The following is a 17,893-nucleotide window of genomic DNA, read 5'->3' as shown; positions in this document are numbered from 1 at the left end:
GGCTATTTTCCCACGCCGACCCGCCGCCCGGCTGGCGCAGGCCTTTTGGCGGCTGAAGCCGCCAGCCCGCTTCGACCGGAAAGCCTTCAGGCGCGCCGCGGCGTGCCGCCCGCGCTGCCGCAGGCGCGGCACAGCATCAGCGCCAGCCGCTGCAGGGCCTGCCAGCCGCTGGCGGGCCAGTCGGGCTGCTTCAGCCCCTTCACGATGCCGTCCACCACGTGCGCGGCGCGCAGCAGGCGCGCGAGCATGCGGTCGTCGAGGCGCGGCAGCACCCGCTCGAAGGCGCGCTCGCGCGGACCCCAGATGCGGTTCTCGCGCAGCGCCATCGGCAGCGGACGGCCGGCTGCCATGGCGTCCTTCACGCGCTTGAGGGCGCGGATGTCTTCCGCGATGGCGTAGTGCACCAGCACTTCGGCCTCGCCCTCGGCCTGCAGCCCGTCGAGCATGCGCGCCACGCGCTGCGGATTGCCGGCCAGCACCGCCTCGGAGAGCTTGAACACGTCGTAGCGCGCCACGTTGTTGACTGCGCCTTCCACCTGCTCCCAGCTGAGCTCGCCGGCCGGATGCAGCAGTGCGAGCTTCTGGATCTCCTGGTGTGCCGCGAGCAGATTGCCCTCCACGCGGTCGGCGAAGAACTGCAGCGTGCGCTGGCCTTCGTCGCCGGGCATCACGCGCTGTCCCTGCTGGCCCAGGCGCTGCGCTATCCACTGCGGCAGCGCGTTGCGCTCGATGGGATCGACCTGGATGCTCGCGCCGTTGTTCTCCAGCGCCGAGAACCAGGCGCCGGTACGCGTGGCCTTGTCCAGCCTGGGCAGCATCACCAGCGTGAGCGTGCTGTCGTTGCCGGCCGCCGATTCGGCCAGCTGCTGCAGGGCCGCGCTTCCGTCCTTGCCGGGCTTGCCCGAGGGAATGCGGATCTCGACCATCTGCTTGTCGGCGAACAGCGAGAGCGAGCCCCCGGCCGCGAGCACCGCGCTCCAGTCGAAGTGCGCGCCGGCCACGGTGTACGAGCTGCGCTCGGTGTAGCCCTGCGCGCGCGCCGCGGCGCGGATGGCGTCGGCCGCCTCCTGCGCGAGCAGCGGCTCGTCGCCGTGGATCGTGTAGAGCGGCTTCAGGCCCTTCTGCAGATGGGCCGCGAGCTGTGCGCTGGCGAGTTGCATGGAAGAAGCGAAGGCGACTGCCTCAGATTTCCTTGACCGCCGCCAGCCGGCGCATCAGCTGCTGCGCGATGTCCGACTGCATGTCGCGGAACAGCAGGTCGGCCTCGCCTTCCTTGGCCAGCGCGTTGGTCTCGTTGAAGCTCAGGTCGCGCGTCTGCGAGACGTCTCCGGCGGTCAACAGGTCCTTGCCGGCCGGCGTGCGCAGACGGAAGCGCACCCTCAGCTGCAGCTGCAGCTCGCGCACGAGGCCGGCCGAATTGGTCGAGATCACGATGCGGTTGCGGTCCTCGCCCAGGACCTCCAGGATGACGTCCGCCTTGGACGCATCCTCGGGCGGCAGCACGGTCACCGTGCCCGTGGCCCTCAGCTCGCGCCGGATCTGGTTGATCATGGCCGAGTTGCCCGACACCGACAGCGACTTGAACGCGAAGACGGGCGCCTCGCGCAGCTTGAAGCCGCAGCCGGCCAGGCCCATCGAGGCACCGGCCGCCAGCCCGAGGAGGAGGCCGCGGCGCGGCAGCGAGACATTGCGAGTGTTCATGCTTGCTTGGTTGATTGAGCCGTTCGTCCGGCGATTCAGATGACCACGTTGACCAGGCGGCCCGGAACCACGATCACCCGCTTGGCCGGCGCGCCTTCGGCGAACGCGACGAAGTCGTCGCAGGCCAGCGCGAGCTTCTCGATCTCGTCCTTCGAGGCGCCGGCCGGCACGCTGAGCTTGCCGCGCAGCTTGCCGTTGACCTGCAGCATGAGTTCGATCTCGTCCTGCACCAGCGCGTCCACGTCGACCACGGGCCAGGGCGCGTCGAGCAGGCCGCCCAGGTCCTTGTCGTAGCCGAGTTCGTTCCACAGCTGCTGGGCGATGTGCGGCGTGGCCGGGTACAGGCAGCGCAGCAGGATGCCGAAGCCCTCGCGCACCGCCGCGGCGTCGCCCGCACTGCCGTCGGGCTTGAAGCCTTCCAGCGCGTTGAGCAGCTTCATCGCGCCCGACACCACCGTGTTGTATTGCATGCGCTGGTAGTCGTAGTCGACCTGGCGCAGCACGGTGTGCACCTCGCGGCGCAGCGCCTGGGCGTTCTTGCCGAAGGCCTGGCCGGCCACGGCCACCGGAGCCACGTCGGCCTGCGAGACGCCGAAGTTCCACACGCGGCGCAGGAAGCGGAAGCTGCCCTCGACGGCCGCGTCGTTCCACTCGAGCGTGGCCTCGGGCGGCGCGGTGAACATGGTGTACAGGCGCGCGGTGTCGGCGCCGTACTTCTCGATCAGGTCCTGCGGGTCGACACCGTTGCGCTCGCTCTTGCCCATCTTGCCGACGCCGCCGTATTCGACCTTCGTGCCGTCGGCGGTGGTGCCGCCGACGATGCGGCCCTGGGCGTCGAGCACCGGCGTGACCTCGGAGGGCGGGAAGTAGTCCTTGCCGCCCTTCTCGTTGCGCGCGTAGAAGATGTGGTTGAGCACCATGCCCTGCGTCAGCAGCTTGCTGAAGGGCTCGTCGGCCTTCACCAGGCCGAGGTCGCGCATCACCTTGGTCCAGAAGCGCGCGTACAGCAGGTGCAGGATGGCGTGCTCGATGCCGCCGATGTACTGGTCCATCGGCATCCAGTAGTCGGCGCCGCCGGCCACCATCGCCTCGTCGTTCTTCGGATCGCAGTAGCGCATGAAGTACCACGACGAGTCGACGAAGGTGTCCATCGTGTCGGTCTCGCGCCGCGCGGGCTTGCCGCACACGGGGCAGACCACGCCGGCGTGAAAGCCTTCATGCTTGTGCAGCGGGTTGCCCGAGCCGTCGGGCACGCAGTCGGTGGGCAGCACCACCGGCAGGTCCTTCTCGGGCACCGGCACCGCGCCGTGCTCATCGCAATGGATGATCGGGATCGGCGTGCCCCAGTAGCGCTGGCGGCTCACGCCCCAGTCGCGCAGGCGCCAGGTGGTCTGCATCTCGCCCAGGCCCTTCTGGCCCAGCGCGTGCGCCACGGCGGCCACGGCCTCCTTGTAGGTCATGCCGCTGAAGTTGTCGGAGTTGATGGTCACGCCGCGCTGCTTGTCGGCGTACCAGTCCTGCCACTTGTGATAGTCGAAGTGCGGCTCGTCGTCGACCAGCACCACCTGGATGATCTCGATGCCGTACTTGTTGGCGAAGGCGAAGTCGCGCTCGTCGTGCGCGGGCACGCCCATCACGGCGCCGTCGCCGTAGCTGATCAGCACGTAGTTGCCGACCCACACCGGCACCTGCTCCTCGGTGATCGGATGCGTCACCGTCAGGCCCGTGGGCACGCCCTTCTTCTCCTGGGTGGCGAGCTCGGCCTCGGTGGTGCCGCCGCTCTTGCACTCCTCGATGAAGGCCGCGACCTTGGGGTCGAGCGTGGCGGCATGCGCTGCCAGCGGATGCTCGGGCGCCACGGCGCAGAAGGTCACGCCCATGATGGTGTCGGCACGCGTGGTGAACACGTACATGCGGCCGTCCTGGATGAGCTTGCCGTCGGCGCCCTTGATGTCGTGCGTGAAGGCGAAGCGCACGCCCTCGCTCTTGCCGATCCAGTTCTCCTGCATCAGCTTGACGCGCTCGGGCCAGCCCGGCAGCTTGTGCTGGGTGTGCTCGAGCAGTTCCTCGGCGTAGTCGCTGATCTTCAGGTAGTAGCCCGGGATCTCGCGGCGCTCGACCGTCGCGCCGGTGCGCCAGCCCTTGCCGTCGATCACCTGCTCGTTGGCCAGCACGGTCTGGTCGACCGGGTCCCAGTTGACGACCTGGGTCTTGCGGTAGGCGATGCCCTTCTCGAGCATCTTCAGGAACAGCCACTGGTTCCACTTGTAGTAGCTCGGGTCGCAGGTGGCGATCTCGCGGCTCCAGTCGATGGCCAGGCCCATGGCCTGGAGCTGGCCCTTCATGTAGGCGATGTTCTCGTAGGTCCACTTGGCCGGCGGCACGCCGTTCTTCAGCGCCGCGTTCTCGGCCGGCAGGCCGAAGGCGTCCCAGCCCATCGGCATCAGCACGTTGTAGCCGCTCATGCGCAGGTAGCGCGTGAGCATGTCGTTGATCGTGTAGTTGCGCACGTGGCCCATGTGCAGCTTGCCGCTGGGGTACGGCAGCATCGAGCAGGCGTAGTACTTCTTGCGGCTCGCGTCCTCGGTGACGCGGTAGGCATCGGCGGCGCTCCATTGCGCCTGGGCAGCGGACTCGACGTCGCTGGGTTTGTAGCTGGGATTCATGGCGGTTCGGCAAGAGCCCGGCGCAAGGCGGCCGGGAACGCGGGATTATCGCGCCGGACTAGACTCGCCCCCAGGCCGCGCTCACTTCGCGTCGCTTCGCCAATCCCCTTCCGGGGGCAACACCTGCGGCACGGCAAAGCCGGTTCCGCGGTGTTTCGCGAAAAATGCATGCCCCCTGTTACACGCCGCGGACGAAAACACACCATGAAACTGCGCCTGAAACACCTCGCCCTGGCCCTCTCGGCCGCCGCCGGCCTCGCCGCCACACCCCTTTGGGCCCAGCAGAACGACAAGCCCCTGCGCCTCGTCGTGCCCTTCGCCACCGGCGGCGCGCAGGACGTCATCGCCCGCTACCTGGGCGCCAAGCTCACCGACAAGCTCGGCCAGCCGGTCATCATCGACAACAAGGCCGGCGCCGGCGGCATCGTGGCCGCCGATGCGGTGGCCAAGGCGACCGACGGAGCCACGGTGCTGCTGGCCACCGGCGGCGCGGTCACCATCGCGCCGCACCTGCAGGCCAAGCTGCCCTACGACCCGGTCCACGAGCTGGTGCCTGTCGCCCTGGTGGGCGACACCCCCATGACGCTTTCGGTGCGCGCCGAAAGCCCCTACAAGACGGTGGCCGACGTGCTGCGCGACGCCAAGGCCAGGCCCGGCCAGGTGACCTACGCATCCACCGGCAACGGCACCGTCTCGCACCTGACCGGTGCACTGCTGGCGCAGGCCGGCGGCGTGAACCTGCTGCACGTGCCCTACCGCGGCGCCGCGCCGGCCCTCACCGACCTGCTGGGCGGCCAGGTGGCGACCATCGTGACCAGCGTGGCCTCGATCGAGCCCATGGTCGCCAGTGGCAAGGCCCGCGTGCTGGGTACCTTCTCGCGCGCCGCGCTGCCGGGCATGGGCTCGGCCCCGACCATCGGCGAGGCCACCGGCCTTCCGGGCATGGAAGTGCCGGTCTGGGTCGGCGTGATGGCCCCCGCGCGCATGCCGGCGGCGAGCGTCGAGAAGCTTTCCGCTGCGCTGGTCGAGGTGTGCAACCTGCCCGAGACGAAGCAGCGCTTCGCCCAGCTGGGCGCGGTCAACACCTGCGGCGGCGCATCGGCGCTGGGCAAGGTCGTGACCGAGGACAGCCAGCGCTGGGCCAAGGTCATCAAGCAGGGCGGCATCAAAGTTGAATAGGCTGGCTCTCCCCCAGGCTTCGCGCACTCCGTGTGGCTTCGCCGGCCCCCTCGCCGGGGGCAGCAACGGTGGCCCGGCCGAGCCGGTTCCACGGTGTTCCCGAATGGAGAGGCGGCGTTGACGGTCGCGGCGAAGCGGTATCGCGTCGGCATCGCGGGCGCCGGGGCGATCGCGCTGGCCAGCGCGGCCTGGCTGCGGCGGGCGGGCCATGGCGTCACGATCTGGTCGCCGGGCGGCCGGGGGGCGGATGCCCTGCGCACGCAGCCGCTGGAAGCCGGCGGCATCGAGTCGTTCTCGGTGGGCGTCGAGGTCGCCGACGACGCGGCCGGGCTCTGCGCCGCCTCGGACGTGCTGCTGGTCGCCCTGCCGGTCAACGGCCACAGGCGCGTGATGGACGCGCTGCTGCCCTTCCTGCGCGACGGCCAGACGGTCATCGTCAGTTCGATGGCCTCGCTGTCGTCGCTCTACCTGCACGAGGCGGCGGTGCGCGCGGGCTTGCAGCGTCTCACCGTCGCCAGCTTCGGCACCACCGTGCTGACGGCGCGCCGCGAGTCGGGCACCCGGGTCCGCGTGATGACGCGGCGCAAGGCGGTCGGCGTCTCCGCGCTGCCCGGCGCACGTGTCGACGAGGCCGTCGCGCTGTGCACCGAACTCTTCGGCGAAGGCTTCTCCGCGCAGGGCAGCGCGCTCGCCAGCGCCCTGGCCAACGTCAATCCGCAGTCGCACGGGCCGCTCGCGGTCTTCAACTGGACGCGCATCGAGCGCGCCGAGAACTGGCCGCAGTACCACTGCATGACGCCCGGCGTGTCGCGCGCGATCGAGGCGCTCGATGCCGAGCGCCGCGCCGTGGCGGCCGCCTTCGGCATCGAGCTCGGCCCCATCGAGGCGCACTTCGCGCGCTCCTTCGGCACCACCTCAGAAAAGCTCGCCGACATCGCCGCCGAGCTGCACGCCAAGCGCGGCGGTCCGCCCGGCCCCACGCAGACGGACACGCGCTACCTGAGCGAGGACATGCCCTACGGCCTGGCCTTCGTCGAGGCGCTGGGGGCCATCGCCGGCGTGCCCACGCCCGCCACGCGGACCATCGTGGACGCGGCCTCGCTGGTCAACGGCATCGACTACCGCCGCGAGAACGACCTCGTCGGGCCGCTGGGCCTGGCGGACGAGACCGTCGCCGGCCTGCTCGGGCGCCTATGAGGCCTAGGAGGCGTCGGTCTCGGGGAACACGGGCTCCCCGAGGTTGAGCATCAGCCGGTTGGCCCAGGCGAAGATGGCCACCGAGTGGATCAGGTCGAGGATCTCCAGCTCGCCCAGCCCCACCTCCTTGAGCTTGCGCACGTCGTCTGCCGAAACCTTGTCGGGCTCGGCGCCCAGGCGGATCGAGAACTCGACGATGGCCTTCTCGCGGTCCGTGGTGCCGGCGCCCTCGGGCTCCTCGAACACCTGCGATATCACGTCGCTGCGCTTTGCCAGCTGCTCGAAGCGCTGGGCATGCACCGAGGCGCAGTACACGCAGCCGTTGACGCGCGACTCCACCGTGGCGCCCAGTTCGCGCTCGGCGCGCGGCATGCCGCCCGGCGCGAACATGATCGCGTTGAAGGCGATGGAGCGCTGCAGCAGTATCTCGGGCTGGTGCGCCAGCACCAGGAAGTAGGGCGAGGTGCGTGCCTGCGGGCTCATCTCGTCCAGCGCCGCGAGCTGCTCGGGCGTGGCGGTGTCGACGTCCACCGTGTCGAGCCACGGCTTCCACTTGAGCACTTCGTTGGTGAAGCCCTTGATGCGGATCGGAGCGCTCATTGGAATACCTTCGTGCTTCGCACTGCGGTGCGAGCTTGCTTGGGGCGGCCCGGCGCGGCGCTCATGCAGCAACCTCCAGCGCGGCCAGCGCCTTCAGGCCCGCGGCGACGCGGATCTGGTAAGACAGGTAGGCGATCAGCTGGCTCATCGCCACGATGGCCGGCGTCGACAGGCCGCTTTGGGCCAGCGACTGCACGGCAGCCTTGTCGCCCTCGATGGGGCGCTCGATCAGCTTGCCGGTGAAGGCCAGCACCGCCTGCAGGCGCGCGTCGGCCACGGGCTTGCCGGCATCGACGGCCGCGATCACGGCGGCGTCGGCCCCTTCGGCCACGAGCCGGTCGCGGTAGTGCCCGGCCAGGCTGTCGGCCTTCGAGACGCGGCAGGCGTGCAGCGCCACGAACAGCCGCTCGGCCACCGAGAGGCCTTCGACCGCAGGGGAAAACATCGCGTCATAGCTGCCCTGGGTCGCGGCCAGCACCTTCTCGCGCTGGCGGCGCAGCGCCCAGGTGGGCTGGTCCGGCGCCAGGGGGACGACGGCATCGATCACATCGGAAACGGGTGTGCTTGTCATGGTTCGCGGTTTCTCATGGGTCTTTTATCGGTCTCTTGTCGGCTTCTCATCGATTTCTCTCCTGGGGCGGCAGCGCGGGCGTCCATTCGTCGCCGAAGAGTTCGGGCTCCGCGAACTCCTGGAGGTAGGCCCAGTGCTGGTCGAAGTCCTCGCGGTAGAAGAGGCTCGCGATGCCGCTGGCCAGTCGCTTTGCGCCATCGCTGATGGCGGGAATGTCGCCCGACACCGTGCCGTGCGAGAGCGCCGCCGGATAGCAGAAGCAGTGGATGCGTGCGAGCCCCGGGCATTCGCCGGGCGAGCGCTCCTTGAACTCGAAGGCGGGGCCGAGGTCGGGGGAATCGGCCAGTTCCTGGTCTTCGTCGCCGGGGGCGGGCGTGAAGCGGTCCTTCCAGGTGCGCACGTGGGGCGCTATTGCGGCGAACTCGGGGCGGTTAGGCCAGTCGACCTTGAAGCCGGTGGAGACGATCAGGAAGTCGAATTCGAAATCGCCCCTGGGCGTCGACACCACCATGCCCTCGCCCTTCGGTTCGACCGACAGCACTGGGCAGCCGAAGTTGAAGAAGGCATTGGGATGGCGCGACACCCGCAGCGTGCTGCCGTGCGGCGGCGGCACGTTCAATACGTTGATGTAGTGGCGGATGCGCCACTTGAGTTCGTCGGGCAGGTCGTAGTGCCCCTGCGTGAGGCCAGGCACGCCCGCGCCCTTGCCCTTGTTGACGCGCGGCAGGTCGGGGCGGCGGATCAGCAGTTCGACGCTGTGGGCGCCGGCTTCGAGCGCGGTGGCGGCGCTGTCCATGGCCGAGGAGCCCGCGCCAATCACGCCCACTCGCAGGCCCTTGAGCCGGCCGTAGTCCATCTCGTCGGAGGAATGCGCCCATTTCGAGCGCGGCAGGGCGTTCACGAAGGCCGGCACTGCCGGGCCGCCGAGGCCGTCGCGCCCGGTGGCCAGCACCAGGCGGCGCGCCAGCACGCTGCTGCGTTCGCCATCGCCGGAGCGCAGTTCGAGGCGCACGCCGGCCGCGTCGGGCAGGGGCTGCACGGCGGTCACGGCCATGCCGTTGCGCACGTCCACGTTCATCACGCGGCGGTACCAGACGAGGTAGTCCATCCACTGCAGGCGCGGGATCTTGTCCAGCGCGGTCCAGGCCTCCAGCCCGAACTGGGCCTCGAACCAGGCGCGGAAGGTGAGCGCGGGCAGGCCCAGCGCGGGCCCGGTGAGCTCCTTGGGCGAGCGCAGCGTCTCCATGCGGGCCGTGGTGGCCCAGGGGCCTTCGCTGCCGGCTGGCGAGCGGTCGAAGATCACGGCGCGGATGCCCAGCTGCGCCAGCGCCACCGAGGCGGCGAGGCCGGCCTGCCCGCCGCCGATGATGGCCACGTCGATCATGGTTTCGCCGCCGGCGGCCTGCCGAGCGGGCATCCAGTTGCGGGCGGGCCAGCCGAGGTAGGCGAGGTCCTGGGCGAGCCGGGCCTCGAGCGCGGCCAGGGAGGAAGATGGGAAAACGGAATCGGGAATCGTCATTTTGAAAACCGGGAACGGCGCCCAGTGTAGAAAGCTTCGCGAAGCCCCACGCCGCGCTGCGCCGCCCCGCATGGCCGCCCCACCCGGCAGCATCACCGGCCCCACTGGCCCGGATTTCGCATGCCACAATGATTTCAGACCACAGGGACCGGCATGGCCAGCAGCAAAACCGACGGCAGCAACAGCGAATGGTGGCGCGGCGCGGTGATCTACCAGATCTACCCGCGCAGCTTCATGGACAGCAATGGCGACGGCATCGGCGACCTGCCGGGCATCACGTCCCGGCTGGAGCACGTGGCCAGCCTCGGCGTCGATGCGATCTGGGTGTCGCCCTTCTTCCGCTCGCCGATGAAGGACTTCGGCTACGACGTGTCCGACTACCGCGCGGTCGATCCGCTCTTCGGCACGCTGGCCGACTTCGACGCCATGCTGGCGCGCATGCACGAGCTGGGCCTGAAGCTGGTCATCGACCAGGTGCTCTCGCACACCTCCGACCAGCACGCCTGGTTCGCCGAAAGCCGCAGCTCGCGAGACAACCCCAAGGCCGACTGGTACGTCTGGGCCGACTCCAAGCCCGACGGCACGCCGCCGACCAACTGGCTGTCGGTGTTCGGCGGGCCGGCCTGGCAGTGGGACTCGCGCCGTCGCCAGTACTACCTGCACAGCTTCCTGGCCGAACAGCCCGACCTGAACTTCCATTGCCCCGAAGTGCAGGAGGCGCTGCTGGGCGAGGTGCGCTTCTGGTGCGAGCGCGGGGTGGACGGCTTCCGCTTCGACGCCTGCAACCACCAGTTCCACGACGCGCTGCTGCGCGACAACCCGCCGGCCACGCTGGCCTCCATCGGCGAAGTCAGCACGGTGCGCGCCGACAACCCGTACGCGATGCAGCAGCACCTGTACGACAAGAGCCAGCACGAGAACCTGGCGTTCCTCGAAGGGCTGCGCCGGCTGCTCGACGAATACGGCGCGGTGGCGCTGGGCGAGGTCGGCGACGAGAACGCGCCGCCGGTCATGGCCCAGTACACAGAGCTCGGCAAGCGCCTGCACCTGGCCTACAGCTTCAGCCTGCTGACGGCCGATCACAGCCCCGCGCACCTGCGCCACCAGGTCGAGGCGCTCGACACCGCGCTCGCGCACACCGGCGGCTGGGGCTGCTGGGCGATCTCGAACCACGACGTGCCGCGCGTCGCCACCCGCTGGAGTGGCGGCGGCGCGCCCGACACCCGCCGCGACCGGCTCTGGCTCGCGCTGCTGCTCTCGCTGCGCGGCAGCGCCAGCATCTACCAGGGCGAGGAACTGGGCCTGCCCGAGGCCGAGGTGCCTTTCGAGCTGCTTCAGGACCCGTACGGCCGCGCCTTCTGGCCCGAGTTCAAGGGCCGCGACGGCTGCCGCACGCCCATGCCCTGGACCCCTGAAGCACCCGACGGCGGTTTCACCACCGGCACGCCCTGGCTGCCGGTGTACGGCCCGCACCTGCCGCTGGCCATCGAGCGCCAGGCCGCCGACCCCGACTCGATGCTCGCCTTCAGCCGCACCCTGCTGCACTGGCGGCGCACCCAGCCGCTGCTGCGCACCGGCGCCATCCGCTTCTTCGACACGCCGGCGCCGCAGCTGCTGCACTTCGAGCGGCACGGCGACGGCGCTTCGTCGATGCAGGCGATCTTCAACTTCGGCGGCGAGCCGGCAGCGATACCGCTGCCCCACGGCATTGCTCCTGTTGTCGGACAGCCGCTGGCGGAGACATCCGTCATCCACACCGCGGACGGAAAGCGCATGCTGCAGCTGGCGCCGTACGGCGTCTTCTTCGGCGCGCCCGCCGGCGAAGAGCCCAGCTGAGCCCATCCAACATGCCCGTCAAGCCCCTTCCGGAGTCCGAAATCCACGCGCTGATGCGCGCCGAGCACGGCGACCCGTTCGCCGTGCTCGGTCCGCACGAGACGCCCGAGGGCCTGGTCGTGCGCGCCCTGCTGCCCGGCGCGCAGCACGTGGCGGTGGTGCATTCGCGCACCGGCTGGCCGCTGTCGATACTCACGCGCCATCCCGAATCCGACCTCTTCAGCGGCCTCGTACCCGCCGCGGAGGCCCGCATGGGCTATTCGTTCCAGGTCGACTGGGACACCCACACCTCGCGGCTCGAAGACCCCTACCGTTTCTCCTTCGTGCTCGGCGAGACCGACGTGTGGCTGCTGGCCGAGGGCACGCACCTGCGGCCGTGGGAGCGGCTGGGCGCGCACCTGCGTGAGATCGACGGCGTGAAGGGCGTGGCCTTCGCGGTCTGGGCGCCGAACGCGAAGCGCGTGTCGGTGGTCGGCAGCTTCAACAACTGGGACGGCCGGCGCCACATGATGCGGCTGCGCCGCGAGTGCGGCGTGTGGGAGATCTTCGCGCCCCACGTGTCCGTGGGCGACAGCTACGAATTCGAGATCCTGTCGGCGCAGGGCGAGGTGCTGCGCAAGGCCGACCCCTTCGCCTTCTCGGCGCAGCTGCGCCCCGACACCGCCTGCGTGGTGCAGCCCCTGCCCGCGCCGGTGAAGATGCCCGAGGGCCGCGCCGCCGCCAACGGACGCGACGCGCCCATCAGCATCTACGAAGTGCACCTGGGCTCCTGGCGCCGCAAGAACGGCCACGAGTGGCTGGACTACCGCGAGCTGGCCGACACGCTGGTGCCGTACGCGCGCGACATGGGCTTCACCCACATCGAGCTGCTGCCCGTGAGCGAACACCCCTTCGACGGCTCGTGGGGCTACCAGCCCATCGGCCTCTATGCCCCCACCTCGCGCTTCGGCACGCCGGGCGACTTCCGCCATTTCGTCGAGGCGGCGCACGAGGCGGGGCTGGGCGTGATCCTCGACTGGGTGCCCGCGCACTTCCCCACCGACGCCCACGGCCTGGGCCGCTTCGACGGCACCGCGCTGTACGAGTACGCCGACCCGCGCGAAGGCTTCCACAACGACTGGCAGACGCTGATCTTCAACTACGCGCGCACGGAAGTCCGCAACTACCTCGTCGGCAACGCGCTGTACTGGCTGGAGCGCTACGGCGTCGACGGCCTGCGCGTGGACGCCGTGGCGTCGATGCTCTACCGCGACTACAGCCGCAAGTCGGGCGAGTGGATACCCAACGCGCTCGGCGGCCGCGAGAACCTGGAAGCCATCGAATTCCTGCGCCGCATGAACCGCGTGGTCGGCATCGAGCGGCCCGGCGCAGTGACCATCGCCGAGGAATCGACCAGCTTTCCCGGCGTCACCCGCCCGCCCGAGGACGGCGGCCTGGGATTCCACTACAAGTGGAACATGGGCTGGATGAACGACACGCTGGCCTACGCCGGCACCGACCCGGTCTACCGCAAGCACCACCACCGGCAGATCACCTTCGGGCTGATGTACGCGCACAGCGAGAACTTCGTGCTGCCGCTCTCGCACGACGAAGTGGTGCACGGCAAGGGTTCGATGATCGGGCGCATGCCCGGCGACGAATGGCAGAAGTTCGCGGGACTGCGCAACCTGTACGGGTACCTCTGGGCCTATCCGGGGAAGAAGCTGCTCTTCATGGGCGGCGAGTTCGCGCAGTACGCGGAGTGGAATGCCGACCGCAGCCTTGACTGGCATCTGCTGGAGCATGCGTCGCATCAAGGGGTTCGGCGGTTGGTGCGCGATCTGAACAACGTGTATCGGCACTTTCCGGCCCTGCATGAGCTCGACCATGAGGCGAGGGGGTTCGAGTGGATCGTGCATGACGACTCGGACCAGTCGGTCTTCGCGTTCGTGCGCTGGGCTCGCGACGGGGGGTTTGTGGTGGTGGTCTGCAACTTCACGCCAGTGCCTCGGATGGGGTATCGGCTCGGTGTTCCCTCTGCGGGGGCTTACCGGGAGATCATCAATACGGATGGGGTCGTGTATGGGGGGAGCGGTGTGGGGAACGGGGTTGTCGAAAGCTCGGCTGTTGCCTGGCATGGGAAGGCGGATTCGGTTTCTGTGGATGTGCCGCCGTTGGGTACTTTGATGTGGGTGCTGGTTTGATTTTTGGGGTTGGGTTGCTTTTCGGGGGGCTGCTCGTTGCTCTGGCTTCGTGAGACTCTGTTTGGCGGTTGTTTCCCGGGGCCGGGTCTCGGCCCGGCGGCCGACCTACTTTTCTTTGCTTCGCCAAAGAAACGTAGGCAAAAGAAAGGCGACCCTGCTGTCTGCGTCCCTTCGCTTCGCTACGGGCAACCTGCGGTGCTCGACGTAGGAGGGGGTCCGCAGAACTCGCTCCACTGCGTTGCGCTCAGACAGCTGCGGCCCTTGTCCCTCCTACGTCTGCGCTCCTCGGCGCAGCCAGAAGGGAGCGACCCGTGCCATCGCTTCGCTCGGCTTCTTGAGCAGCCTGGACGGGCCTTCGCTTTGCTCGGCAAGGGATTTGGGCCTCGGATTGATTTCGAGCCTGCGTTCAGGCTCGTTGTCTTGGATGAGACGCTGATGCGGTCGAGGTGCGCAAGACGACTCTCGGTTCCCAACACCGGTGGGTACCGCCAGCGAGCGCCCCTGGAGAACGCCACGCTGCAACCTGAAAGCCATTCCAAGCACAGTATGCGCGAAGCGCCTGCTGTGCCTTGGAGGCCGAGCAACGCGATGGCCCGACTCTCTCCCCTCCCCTCTGGCTGCGCCGAGGAGCGCAGCGTTTCGCGGATCAGGGCTCGCCCTTGTCTGAGCGAAGCGAGTTTGGGCGAGACCCCGCGAAGCGCGAGCACCGCAGGTTGCCCCGTAGCGCAGCGAAGGGGTCGCAGACAGCGGGGTCGCCTTTCTTTTGCCTACTTTTCTTTGGCGAAGCAAAGAAAAGTAGGTCGCCCGCCGGGGCGAGTCCCGGCCTCGGGAAGCAACCCCCATCGAGAGCAAGCACGATGCTGAGCCCAGGCAATCAGTACCCCCTAGGCGCAACCCCCTCGCAACAGGGCGTCAACTTCGCAATAGCAGCCCCCACAGCAGAAGCCGTAGACCTCTGCATCTTCGACACCACAGGCAAGAACGAACAACAACGCCTGCGCCTCCCCACCTGCACAGACGGCATCTGGCACGGCCACCTGCCCAGCGGCAAGCCAGGCCTCGTCTACGGCTACCGAGTCCACGGCCCCTGGAACCCGGGAGCAGGCCAGCGCTTCAACCCGTCGAAGCTGCTCCTGGACCCCTACGCCCGCGAAATCACAGGCACCTACGACGGCAGCGACCTCTTCCTCGGCCACGACCCGGCGCATCCCGAAAAGCGGGACACCCGAGACAACGCCGCCATCGCCCTCAAGGCCCGGGCAGCGACTCCCCGCCCCTTCGCAGCACCGGGCCACGCCCGCATCGCACCAGGCGACCGCGTCCTCTACGAACTCCACGTCAAGGGCCAGACCAAGCTCAACCCCGCGGTCCCCGCACCGCTGCGCGGCACCTACGCCGGCCTCGCCGAGCCCGCCGTGCTCGACCACCTCCAACGCCTGGGCGTCACCACGCTGAGCCTCATGCCCGTGCAGCACCGCGCCGACGAGCCGCGCCTCCTGCGCATGGGCCTGAGCAACTACTGGGGCTACAACACCATCGGCTGGTTCGCGCCCGAGGCCCGCTACTGGAGCGGCCGCCCCGGCACCACGCCCGCGAGCGAGTTCCGCGCGATGGCCGACGCGATCCACGCGCGCGGCATGGAGCTGGTGATCGACGTGGTCTACAACCACAGCGCCGAGAGCGACGAGCTCGGCCCGACGCTGTCGATGCGCGGCATCGACAACGCGCTCTACTACCACCTGCGCGAAGACGACCGCTCGCTCTACGAGAACTGGGCCGGCACCGGCAACTGCCTGAACCTCGGCGAGCCGCGCGTGCTGCAGCTGGTGATGGACAGCCTGCGCTTCTGGGCCTGCGAGATGGGCGTCGACGGTTTCCGCTTCGATCTCGCCCCGGTGCTCGGGCGCGCCGACGCACAGCGCGGCTTCGATGCGCGCGCGCCCTTCTTCGTCGCCATCGCGCAGGACCCGGTGCTGTCGCGCACGCTGCTGATCGCCGAACCCTGGGACATCGGCCCCGACGGCTACCGCCTCGGCGGGTTCCCGCCGGGCTGGCTCGAATGGAACGACCGCTACCGCGACACGCAGCGCGGCTTCTGGCTGCGGCAGGCGCATGCCGATGACCGCGCCGGGCTCAGCGGCTTCGCGCATCGCTTCACGGCCTCCAGCACCGAGTTCGCGCACCGTGGCCGCGCGCCGACGGCCAGCGTCAACTTCATCACCGCGCACGACGGCTTCACGCTGCGCGACCTGGTGAGCTACGACGAGCGCCACAACCTCGCCAACGGCGAGGACAACCGCGACGGCCACGGCCACAACCTCAGCAACAACTGCGGCGTCGAGGGGCCGAGCGACGACCCAGCGGTGTTGGCCATGCGCACGCGGCTGCAGCGGGCGCTGCTTGCCACGCTGATGCTGTCGCAGGGCACGCCGATGCTGCTGGCCGGCGACGAACTCGGCCACAGCCAGAAGGGCAACAACAACGCCTACTGCCAGGACAACGACACCACCTGGCTCGCCTGGATCGGCACCTCCGCCCCCGGCAGCGACCCGGCCGTGCTGAGCGCCTTCGTCGCGCGCCTGGCCGCGCTGCGCCGCGAGGCCCCCGCCCTGCGCAGCACGCACTGGTGGCCGGCCGAAGCGCCGCCCGACGGCTCGTTCCCCCGCATCCGCTGGCTGCGCCCCGACGGCGAACCGATGACGCCCGACGACTGGAACGGCACGGGCACGGCCCTTGCAATCCACTTCGTCGATGGGACAACAACGACGACGACAACCGCAACGACAACCTCGACGACAGCGCAGGCCGGCGATGCGAGCTCATGGCTGGTGATGGTGAACGCCGGGCCGCAGGCCGTGTCGTTCACGCTGCCGCCGGGCGCGTGGCGTCTCTGCCTGGGCACCGATCCGCAGGCGGATCCGGGCGAGCACCCCCAGGCGCTGGACGGCACTGCACAAGTGCCTTTCTCGAGCATCGGGGTTGCAAGAACGTAGAAGCCAGCCGCCCGGCACGGTGCTAGTCTCGATGCAGAAGAAACTCTGAATCACGGCGCATTCCGGCCCGGCGAACACCCAACGAACAAACGAACGGAGACTCAGGATGGACAAGCCCACACCGCAAGCGCTGCCTTCGCAGCCGCAACAGCAAGAGCTTCAGGCCCACCAGCTGGTACGTCGCACCATCGCCCTGGTGCTGGCCGGCGGGCGCGGCTCCCGCCTCAAGCAGCTGACCGACCGGCGCGCCAAGCCGGCGGTGTACTTCGGGGGCAAGTTCCGCATCATCGACTTCGCGCTGTCGAACTGCCTCAACTCGGGCATCCGGCGCATGGCGGTGGTCACGCAGTACAAGTCGCACTCGCTCATGCGCCACCTGCAGCGCGGCTGGAGCTTCCTGCGCGCCGAGCTCAACGAGATGGTCGACGTGCTGCCCGCGCAGCAGCGCATGGGCGACGAGAACTGGTACCGCGGCACGGCCGACGCGGTGTTCCAGAACCTGGACATCATCCAGACCCGTTCCACCAAGCATGACTACGTGGTGGTGCTGGCCGGCGACCACATCTACAAGATGGACTACTCGCTGATGGTGAAGGACCACGCCGAGCGCGGCCTGGGCTGCACGGTCGGCTGCATCGAGGTGCCGCGCATGGAGGCCACGGCCTTCGGCGTGATGGCCGTGGACGACGACCGCCGGATCACCGAATTCCTGGAGAAGCCCGCCGACCCGCCCGCCATGCCCGGCAGGCCCGACACGGCGCTGGCGAGCATGGGCATCTACGTGTTCGACTCCGAATACCTCTACCGGCTGCTCGAGGAGGACAACGCGAACCCGAACTCCAGCCACGACTTCGGCAAGGACATCATTCCCCGCGCCGTGGCCGAGGGCCGGGCGCTGGCGCATCCCTTCGGCATGTCGTGCGTCACGCGGGCCTCGCGCGGGCCGGAGGCCAAGACCTACTGGCGCGACGTGGGCACGATTGATGCATTCTGGGCAGCCAACCTCGACCTGGCCTCCATCACCCCGGAGCTCGACATCTATGACACGGACTGGCCCATCTGGACCTACCAGCGGCAGCTGCCGCCGGCCAAGTTCGTGCTCGACCGCAACGGCCACCACGGCATGACGGTCAACACCATCGTCTCGGGCGGCTGCATCGTCTCGGGCTCCAAGGTCAGCAGCTCGGTGCTGTTCTCGGGCGTGCGCGTGCATTCCTTCTGCGAGATCAACGAGGCCGTGCTGCTGCCCGACGTGGAGGTGGGCCGTGGCGCGCGGCTGAACCGCGTGGTGATCGACCGCGCCTGCGTGATCCCCGACGACATGGTGATCGGCGAGGATGCCGAGGCGGACGCCGCGCGCTTCGAGCGCACCGAGAACGGCGTCGTGCTGGTCACCCGTGAGATGCTCAAGCGCCTCGCGGCCACCTGACCCGAGAGCACCCACGGAC

At 69.2% G+C, this 17,893-nt stretch carries 12 protein-coding genes; 6 read left to right on the top strand and 6 right to left on the bottom strand.

Features of this window, described 5'->3' with window-relative positions; all coding sequences use genetic code 11:
- Positions 1 to 86: 86 nt before the first annotated feature.
- Genes holA through leuS form a run of 3 tightly spaced genes read right to left on the bottom strand, consistent with a single transcriptional unit; the run spans position 87 to position 4,367 of the window.
- Positions 87 to 1,160: a DNA polymerase III subunit delta gene (gene holA / locus G369_RS0118920; RefSeq protein ID WP_019655594.1), complete on the bottom strand. Its 1,074-nt coding sequence runs from the start codon at positions 1,158 to 1,160 to the stop codon at positions 87 to 89.
- 22 nt (positions 1,161 to 1,182) lie between these two features.
- Complete coding sequence (locus tag G369_RS0118915; protein ID WP_019655593.1) at positions 1,183 to 1,701, bottom strand: LPS-assembly lipoprotein LptE; 519 nt, start codon at positions 1,699 to 1,701, stop codon at positions 1,183 to 1,185.
- A 35-nt stretch (positions 1,702 to 1,736) separates the two neighbouring features.
- A complete protein-coding gene (gene leuS / locus G369_RS0118910) occupies positions 1,737 to 4,367 on the bottom strand; it encodes a leucine--tRNA ligase (RefSeq protein ID WP_019655592.1) in 2,631 nt (876 codons plus the stop codon).
- Positions 4,368 to 4,571: 204 nt separating this feature from the next.
- Between leuS and G369_RS0118905 the strand changes: the two genes are divergently transcribed.
- On the top strand, positions 4,572 to 5,546 hold the full coding sequence (locus G369_RS0118905; RefSeq protein ID WP_019655591.1) for a Bug family tripartite tricarboxylate transporter substrate binding protein: 975 nt from the start codon (positions 4,572 to 4,574) through the stop codon (positions 5,544 to 5,546).
- Positions 5,547 to 5,639: 93 nt separating this feature from the next.
- Positions 5,640 to 6,743, top strand: a complete 1,104-nt coding sequence (locus tag G369_RS0118900; protein WP_244164349.1) for an NAD/NADP octopine/nopaline dehydrogenase family protein — start codon at positions 5,640 to 5,642, stop codon at positions 6,741 to 6,743.
- Between the two features lie 3 nt (positions 6,744 to 6,746).
- On the opposite strand, the gene G369_RS0118895 is transcribed toward G369_RS0118900, so the two are convergent.
- From G369_RS0118895 to G369_RS0118885, 3 genes are all read right to left on the bottom strand, one after another.
- Entirely contained in the window at positions 6,747 to 7,343 is a 597-nt protein-coding gene (locus G369_RS0118895) for a peroxidase-related enzyme (protein ID WP_019655589.1), read from the bottom strand.
- Positions 7,344 to 7,404: 61 nt separating this feature from the next.
- Positions 7,405 to 7,914 carry a CMD domain-containing protein gene (locus G369_RS0118890; RefSeq protein WP_019655588.1) on the bottom strand — a complete coding sequence of 170 codons (510 nt, stop codon included), beginning with the start codon at positions 7,912 to 7,914 and terminating at the stop codon, positions 7,405 to 7,407.
- Between the two features lie 46 nt (positions 7,915 to 7,960).
- On the bottom strand, positions 7,961 to 9,433 hold the full coding sequence (locus G369_RS0118885) for an NAD(P)-binding domain-containing protein (protein WP_019655587.1): 1,473 nt from the start codon (positions 9,431 to 9,433) through the stop codon (positions 7,961 to 7,963).
- A gap of 153 nt (positions 9,434 to 9,586) precedes the next feature.
- Between G369_RS0118885 and G369_RS0118880 the strand changes: the two genes are divergently transcribed.
- From G369_RS0118880 to glgC, 4 genes are all read left to right on the top strand, one after another.
- A complete protein-coding gene (locus G369_RS0118880) occupies positions 9,587 to 11,269 on the top strand; it encodes an alpha-amylase family glycosyl hydrolase (RefSeq protein ID WP_019655586.1) in 1,683 nt (560 codons plus the stop codon).
- 11 nt (positions 11,270 to 11,280) lie between these two features.
- Positions 11,281 to 13,452 (top strand): 1,4-alpha-glucan branching protein GlgB, encoded by a 2,172-nt coding sequence (gene glgB, locus G369_RS0118875; RefSeq protein ID WP_019655585.1) that lies wholly within the window; start codon positions 11,281 to 11,283, stop codon positions 13,450 to 13,452.
- Positions 13,453 to 14,309: 857 nt separating this feature from the next.
- Positions 14,310 to 16,445 carry a glycogen debranching protein GlgX gene (gene glgX / locus G369_RS0118870; RefSeq protein ID WP_019655584.1) on the top strand — a complete coding sequence of 712 codons (2,136 nt, stop codon included), beginning with the start codon at positions 14,310 to 14,312 and terminating at the stop codon, positions 16,443 to 16,445.
- Between the two features lie 106 nt (positions 16,446 to 16,551).
- Complete coding sequence (gene glgC, locus G369_RS0118865) at positions 16,552 to 17,874, top strand: glucose-1-phosphate adenylyltransferase (protein WP_019655583.1); 1,323 nt, start codon at positions 16,552 to 16,554, stop codon at positions 17,872 to 17,874.
- Positions 17,875 to 17,893 lie beyond the last annotated feature (19 nt).

This window comes from Variovorax atrisoli 110B (genome assembly GCF_000382045.1).
In the GTDB taxonomy this organism is placed as follows: domain Bacteria; phylum Pseudomonadota; class Gammaproteobacteria; order Burkholderiales; family Burkholderiaceae_C; genus Variovorax; species Variovorax atrisoli.
Note: the sequence above shows the minus strand (reverse complement) of the source record. Positions and strands in the feature narration are given on the sequence as shown.

What these genes read in the sequence shown, in the direction of transcription:
- G369_RS0118890 (WP_019655588.1), bottom strand. Translation starts at nt 7,914, where the DNA reads ATGACAAGCACACCCGTTTCCGATGTGATCGATGCCGTCGTCCCCCTG.
- G369_RS0118880 (WP_019655586.1), top strand. Translation starts at nt 9,587, where the DNA reads ATGGCCAGCAGCAAAACCGACGGCAGCAACAGCGAATGGTGGCGCGGC.
- holA (WP_019655594.1), bottom strand. Translation starts at nt 1,160, where the DNA reads ATGCAACTCGCCAGCGCACAGCTCGCGGCCCATCTGCAGAAGGGCCTG.
- glgX (WP_019655584.1), top strand. Translation starts at nt 14,310, where the DNA reads ATGCTGAGCCCAGGCAATCAGTACCCCCTAGGCGCAACCCCCTCGCAA.
- G369_RS0118915 (WP_019655593.1), bottom strand. Translation starts at nt 1,701, where the DNA reads ATGAACACTCGCAATGTCTCGCTGCCGCGCCGCGGCCTCCTCCTCGGG.
- glgB (WP_019655585.1), top strand. Translation starts at nt 11,281, where the DNA reads ATGCCCGTCAAGCCCCTTCCGGAGTCCGAAATCCACGCGCTGATGCGC.
- G369_RS0118905 (WP_019655591.1), top strand. Translation starts at nt 4,572, where the DNA reads ATGAAACTGCGCCTGAAACACCTCGCCCTGGCCCTCTCGGCCGCCGCC.
- glgC (WP_019655583.1), top strand. Translation starts at nt 16,552, where the DNA reads ATGGACAAGCCCACACCGCAAGCGCTGCCTTCGCAGCCGCAACAGCAA.
- G369_RS0118895 (WP_019655589.1), bottom strand. Translation starts at nt 7,343, where the DNA reads ATGAGCGCTCCGATCCGCATCAAGGGCTTCACCAACGAAGTGCTCAAG.
- G369_RS0118885 (WP_019655587.1), bottom strand. Translation starts at nt 9,433, where the DNA reads ATGACGATTCCCGATTCCGTTTTCCCATCTTCCTCCCTGGCCGCGCTC.
- leuS (WP_019655592.1), bottom strand. Translation starts at nt 4,367, where the DNA reads ATGAATCCCAGCTACAAACCCAGCGACGTCGAGTCCGCTGCCCAGGCG.